Below are 6,615 nucleotides of genomic sequence, written 5' to 3' on the forward strand. Positions count from 1 at the left end.
TCCGCGCCGGCGAGCAGTTGCCGGCGATGCTGGCCGGGGCCCAGCTGGGTGTCACCGCCGCGTCGCTGCTGCTGGGGCGGATCGGCGAGTCGGCGGTCTCCAGCCTGCTGCGCTCGGCGCTGGGGCTGACCAGCATCCCGCCGCCGCTGCTGCACACGTTGTCGTTCGCGATCGCGTTGGCGATCGTCGTGACGCTGCACGTGCTGCTGGGCGAGATGGTGCCGAAGAACATCGCGCTGGCCGGTCCCGAGCGCACGGCGATGTTGCTGGTGCCGGCCTACCTGGCCTACGTGCGAGCCGTCCGGCCGTTGATCACGTTCTACAACAAATGCGCCAGCGTGGTGGTTCGCGCGCTGGGGGTCGAGCCCAAGGAAGAGCTCGAGCTGACGGTGTCCCCCGTCGAGCTGAGCGAGATGATCGCCGAATCGGAATCGCAGGGCCTGCTGGATCCGGAGGAGCACACCCGGCTGACCCGCGCCCTGCAGATCGGCACCCGGGTGGTCGGCGACGTTGCGGTCCCCCTCGGTGATGTGCACGCCGTGCCGGTGGCCGCACCGGGTTCCGGCCCGACGGTCGGTGCCGTCGAGCGGGCCCTGGCCGAGACCGGCTACTCGCGGTTCCCCGTGGCGAACGTCACCGGTGATTTCATCGGCTACCTGCACATCAAGGACATGCTGACGCTCGGTGACGACCCGGGGACCGTGATCGACCTGGCGATGGTGCGGCCCCTTCCGCGCCTGCCCAAGTCGCTGCCGCTGGCCGACGCGTTGTCGCGGATGCGCCGCAGCAACAGCCACCTGGCGCTGGTGACCGGCGCGGGCGGCGAGGTGGTCGCGATGGTGGCCATGGAAGACCTGGTCGAGGACCTCGTCGGCACCATGCGTGATGCGTAGGGGCACTGGGTCGCCGAGGAGGGCTGCGGCGAGCCCGTATGATTTCCATCGGCTGCCAGTCAAGAAAGTGCTGGAGGGCGCAGGATCTCAGGCGCGTCGACGCGTTGCTGTAAATCGATCCCCTGGCTCGCCGCAGCGGCATGGTTTGGAGCTGTCAGCGCGGCTTGACCTGGTGTGGCGGGTCGGGCGGATACGCTCACCAGGCTGCTGCTCGGTAGGCTGAAGGCATTGCCGCTCCGAGCCAATGCGGCTTGGTGAGGCTTCATTACGGAGGAGAAACATGACTGATCGCGTGTCGGCGGGGAACCTGCGCGTCGCCCGAGTGCTCTACGACTTCGTGAACAACGAGGCCCTGCCCGGCACCGACATCGACCCGGACAGCTTCTGGGCGGGAGTCGACAAAGTCGTCACCGACCTGACCCCCAAGAACCAGGATCTGCTGCGCCGGCGCGACGAGCTGCAGGCCCAGATCGACAAGTGGCACCGGCAACGCGTGATCGAGCCTTTCGATGTCGAGGCCTACCGGCAGTTCATCACCGAAATCGGTTACCTGCTGCCCGAACCCGAGGATTTCACGATCACCACCTCGGGTGTCGACGACGAGATCACCACGACCGCGGGCCCGCAGCTGGTGGTGCCCGTGCTCAACGCCCGCTTCGCGCTGAACGCCGCGAACGCGCGCTGGGGCTCGCTGTACGACGCCCTCTACGGCACCGACGTCATCGGAGAGGACGACGGTGCGGAGAAGGGCACCAGCTACAACAAGGTCCGCGGCGACAAGGTCATCGCCTACGCCCGCAACTTTCTCGACCAAGCGGTGCCGCTGGAGTCCGGCTCCTGGGCCGACGCGACCGCACTCTCGGTCGAAGACGGCCGGCTCAAGGTCGCGACCGGCGACGGGTCCGTCGACCTGGCCAGCCCGGAGAAGTTCGCCGGCTACACGGGCGAGCTCGGCTCCCCCGACTGGTCGGTGCTACTGGTCAATCACGGCCTGCACATCGAGATCCTGATCGACCCGGAATCGCCGATCGGCAAGACCGACCGCGCCGGCATCAAGGACGTGGTGCTGGAATCGGCCGTCACCACGATCATGGACTTCGAGGACTCGGTGGCCGCCGTCGACGCCGACGACAAGGTGCTCGGCTACCGCAACTGGCTGGGGCTGAACAAGGGCGACCTGTCCGAGGAGGTCGCCAAGGACGGCAAGACCTTCACCCGTGTGCTCAACCGGGACCGCACCTACACCACGCCCGACGGTGAGGGTCAGCTGACCCTGCCCGGCCGCAGCCTGCTGTTCGTCCGCAACGTGGGTCACCTGATGACCAACGACGCGATCGTGGATGCCGATGGTAACGAGGTTTTCGAGGGCATCATGGACGCGCTGTTCACCGGCCTGACGGCGATCCACGGGCTCAAGACCGGCGACGCGAACGGCCCGCTGGCCAACAGCCGCACCGGATCGATCTACATCGTCAAGCCCAAGATGCACGGGCCCGACGAGGTCGCCTTCACCTGCGAGCTGTTCAGCCGCGTCGAGGACGTGCTGGGCCTGCCGCAGGCCACGCTGAAGGTCGGCATCATGGACGAGGAACGGCGCACCACCGTCAACCTCAAGGCCTGCATCAAGGCCGCGGCCGACCGGGTCGTGTTCATCAACACCGGTTTCCTGGACCGCACCGGCGACGAGATCCACACGTCGATGGAGGCCGGCCCGATGATCCGCAAGGGCGCGATGAAGAGCACCGCGTGGATCAAGGCCTACGAGGACGCCAACGTCGACATCGGGCTCGCCGCCGGCTTCAAGGGCAAGGCGCAGATCGGCAAGGGCATGTGGGCGATGACCGAGCTGATGGCCGACATGGTCGAGCAGAAGATCGGCCAACCGAAGGCGGGCGCGACCACCGCGTGGGTGCCCTCCCCGACGGCGGCCACGCTGCACGCGATGCACTACCACTACGTCGACGTGGGCGCCGTGCAGGAGGAGCTGGCGGGCAAGAAGCGCACCAACATCGAGGAATTGCTGACCATCCCGCTGGCCAAGGAACTGGCCTGGGCTCCCGAGGAGATTCGCGAGGAGGTCGACAACAACTGCCAGTCGATCCTCGGCTACGTGGTGCGCTGGGTCGCCCAGGGCGTCGGCTGCTCGAAGGTGCCCGACATTCACGACGTCGCCCTGATGGAAGACCGTGCGACGCTGCGGATTTCGAGCCAGCTGCTGGCCAACTGGCTGCGCCACGGTGTCATCACCGAGGAGGACGTGCGCGCCAGCCTGGAACGGATGGCGCCGCTGGTCGATGAGCAGAACGCCAAGGACGCGGCCTACCAGCCGATGGCGCCCGACTTCGACGACAGTCTGGCATTCCTGGCCGCCCAGGACCTGATCCTGACGGGAACCCAGCAGCCCAATGGCTACACCGAGCCGATCCTGCACCGCCGTCGGCGCGAGGCCAAGGCCCGCGCGGCGCAATCAAATTGAGCCGGTGCCTTAATCGGCCTCGGCACCCATTGATGCCGCTGGTGACTAAGATCAGCGGCGGGTTGACAACAAGTCGGATCTATCGACGGAAAGGCGACGGACACCGTTATGGGTAGGCACAGTTTGCCCGACCCTGAGGACTCCGTCGACCAACCGTACGAAAGCGGCGAGGCGGAGGACCGTCACCGGGACGCCGTCGGAGAGGACTACTCCGACGCGGGCCACTACCCGGCCGACGACTATTCGGACGCGGACGACTTCTCGGACGAGGACGAGCCCTACGGCGCCGGGGACTTCGCGGGTGACGCGGCCGACGAGTACCCGGAGTTCCCGCCGCGGCAGCCGGGCCCGCCCGCCTCGGAGCCGCCGGCCGCGTCGCCGTCGCTGTTCCGCGGCGGGCACCGGGGACTCGGTGACTGGCGGGGCGGCCACCGCAGCGAGGGCGGGCGCCGGGGAGTCAGCATCGGCGTCATCGTGGCCCTCGTCGCGGTCGTCGTCGTGGTGGGCACCGTGATCCTGTGGAGCTTCTTCGGCGACGCCTTGTCCAACCGCTCGCACCAGGCCGCCGGGCGCTGCGTCGGCGGCAAGGAAACGGTCACCGTCATCGCCGACCCGTCGATCGCCGACTCCGTACAGCAGTTCGCGCAGAGCTACAACTCCTCGGCCGGCCCGATCGGGGACCACTGCGTGGAAGTCAGCGTCAAGCCCGCGGGCTCGGACGCGGTCCTGAACGGCTTCATCGGCAAGTGGCCCGCCGACCTCGGCGCGCAGCCGGCATTGTGGGTCCCCGGCAGCTCGATCTCGGCCGCGCGGCTCGCCGGGGCCACGGCGCAGAAGACGATCACCGACAGCCGTTCGCTGGTGACGTCGCCGGTGGTGCTCGCCGTCCGGCCCGAACTCGCGTCGGCCCTGGCCAACCAGAACTGGGCGGCGCTGCCCGGGCTGCAGACCAATCCGAACGGATTGGCCGGCGTGAACCTGCCGGCCTGGGGGTCGCTGCGACTGGCCGTGCCGATGAACGGCAACGGTGACGCGGCGTTCCTCGCCGGGGAGGCGATAGCGGCCGCGTCGGCCCCTCCCGGCGCGCCGGCGACCCAGGGCACCGGCGCGGTGCGCGCGGTGCTGAACGGACAGCCCAAGCTGGCGGACAATTCGCTGACCGAGGCGATGAACGCCCTGCTGAAGCCCGGCGACGCGGCGGCCGCGCCGGTGCATGCGGTCATCACCACCGAGCAGCAGCTGTTCCAGCGCGGCCAGTCGTCGCCAAACGCCAAGGGCGCGTTGGCCTCCTGGCTGCCGTCGGGCCCGGTGCCCGTCGCCGACTACCCCACCGTCCTGCTGAGCGGCTCGTGGCTGACCCAGGACCAGTCCGCCGCCGCCAGCGAGTTCGCCCGCTACATGCACAAGCCCGAGCAACTCGCCAAGCTGGCCAAGGCCGGCTTCCGGGTCAACGGCGTCACGCCGCCGAGCAGCCCGGTCACCACGTTTCCGGCGCTGCCCGCCGCGCTGTCGGTGGGGGACGACGCGATGCGAACGACGCTTGCCGAGGCGATGGCCACCCCGTCGAGCGGGCTGGCCGCGACCATCATGCTCGACCAGTCGATGCCCGGCCAGGAGGGCGGGAAGACCCGGCTGGCGAACGTGATCGCCGCACTTCAGGACAAGATCAAGGCGCTGCCGCCCACGTCGGTGGTGGGCCTGTGGACGTTCGACGGTCACGAGGGCCGCTCCGAGGTACCCGGCGGGCCGCTGGGCGACCCGGTCAACGGCCAGCCGCGCTCGGCGGCGCTGACGGCCGCGCTGGACAAGCAATACTCGTCGGCCGGTGGTGCGGTGTCGTTCACCACTTTGCGCATGATCTACCAGGAGCTGCAGACCAACTACCACGTCGGCCAGACCAACTCGATACTGGTCATCACCGCGGGCCCGCACACCGACCAGACCCTGGACGGGCCCGGGTTGCAGGACTTCATCCGCAAGAGCGCCGACCCGGCCAAACCGATCGCGGTGAACGTCATCGACTTCGGCGGTGACCCGGACCGCGCGACGTGGGAGGCGGTCGCCCAGCTCAGCGGCGGCGGCTACCAGAACCTCGCCTCGTCGGCGTCCCCCGACCTCGCCGCGGCACTCAACGCCTTCCTGAGCTGAGGCCGGATTAGGCTCGCGTACGGGGCGGGTACGGCTACGTTGCGGCGGGGTCTTCCCCGTCTGCAACGCAAGTTGCCGCTAGGCTTTGAGGTTGATTCCACGGCCGACGCGACGGGAAGGCTTTCGGTCGAGCGCCTTCCACGGGAACCCGGAGGGTGCCCCGATGTACGCGCGTCCGTGACGACGACCGGGGCGGCGTCGCGAAAGGATGATCCACGACAGCAATGACGAAACTGATTACTGGACAAGCACTTCCAAACGTGGTGGTCACCGGGATCGCCATGACCACCGCACTGGCCACCGACGCGGAGACCACCTGGAAGTTGCTCCTCGACTGCCAGAGCGGAATCCGCGAGCTCGATGACCCGTTCGTGGAGGAGTTCGACCTGCCGGTCCGCATCGGCGGGCACCTGCTGGAGGAATTCGACAGCGAGCTCAACCCCGCTGAGCTGCGCAGAACCGGCTACCTGGCGAGGATGTCCGCCATCGTCAACCGGCGGGCTTGGGACCATGCCGGCTCCCCCGACGTCGACCCGAACCGCCTGCTGGTGTCGATCGGCACCGGTTTCGGTTCCGGCGAGGAACTGGTGTTCAGCCTGGACAACCTGCGGGCGCGCGGCGTGAAGGCGGTCTCGCCGCTCGCCGTCAGCAAGTACATGCCCGACGCGGCCGCCCAGGCGGTCGGTCTGGAACGGCACGCCAGGGCGGGTGTGATGACGCCGGTGTCGGCGTGCGCGTCGGGCTCGGAAGCCATCGCGCGGGCCTGGCAGGCGATGGTGTTCGGCGAGGCCGACGTCGCGATCTGCGGCGGCGTCGAGACCAGGATCGAGGCGGTGCCCATCGCGGCCTTCGCGAACATGCGGATCGTGATGTCGACGAACAACGCGGATCCGGCCGGTGCATGTCGCCCGTTCGACAAGGACCGCGACGGTTTCGTGTTCGGCGAGGCGGGCGCGCTGATGGTGCTCGAGACCGAGGAGCACGCCAAGGCGCGCGGGGCGCGCATCCTGGCCCGGCTGATGGGGGCCGGGGTGACGTCCGACGGCTACCACATGGTGGCGCCCGACCCGAGCGGGAGCCGGGCCGGCCAGGCGATGA

Annotated in this window: 4 protein-coding genes; all 4 read left to right on the forward strand. The window is 68.9% G+C overall.

Features of this window, described 5'->3' with window-relative positions; all coding sequences use genetic code 11:
* A partial coding sequence (locus A9X03_RS18290; RefSeq protein WP_156736999.1) for a hemolysin family protein occupies window positions 1–893 on the forward strand: 893 nt, incomplete at its 5' end.
* A gap of 280 nt (window positions 894–1,173) precedes the next feature.
* A complete protein-coding gene (locus A9X03_RS18295; RefSeq protein ID WP_068015762.1) occupies window positions 1,174–3,369 on the forward strand; it encodes a malate synthase G in 2,196 nt (731 codons plus the stop codon).
* A 108-nt stretch (window positions 3,370–3,477) separates the two neighbouring features.
* Window positions 3,478–5,517 (forward strand): substrate-binding domain-containing protein, encoded by a 2,040-nt coding sequence (locus A9X03_RS18300; RefSeq protein WP_068262271.1) that lies wholly within the window; start codon window positions 3,478–3,480, stop codon window positions 5,515–5,517.
* Window positions 5,518–5,741: 224 nt separating this feature from the next.
* Window positions 5,742–6,615: beta-ketoacyl synthase N-terminal-like domain-containing protein (locus A9X03_RS18305; RefSeq protein ID WP_068262276.1), on the forward strand; the 874-nt coding region annotated here is incomplete at its 3' end.

This window comes from Mycobacterium sp. E1715 (genome assembly GCF_001667625.1).
Taxonomy (GTDB): Bacteria; Actinomycetota; Actinomycetes; order Mycobacteriales; family Mycobacteriaceae; genus Mycobacterium.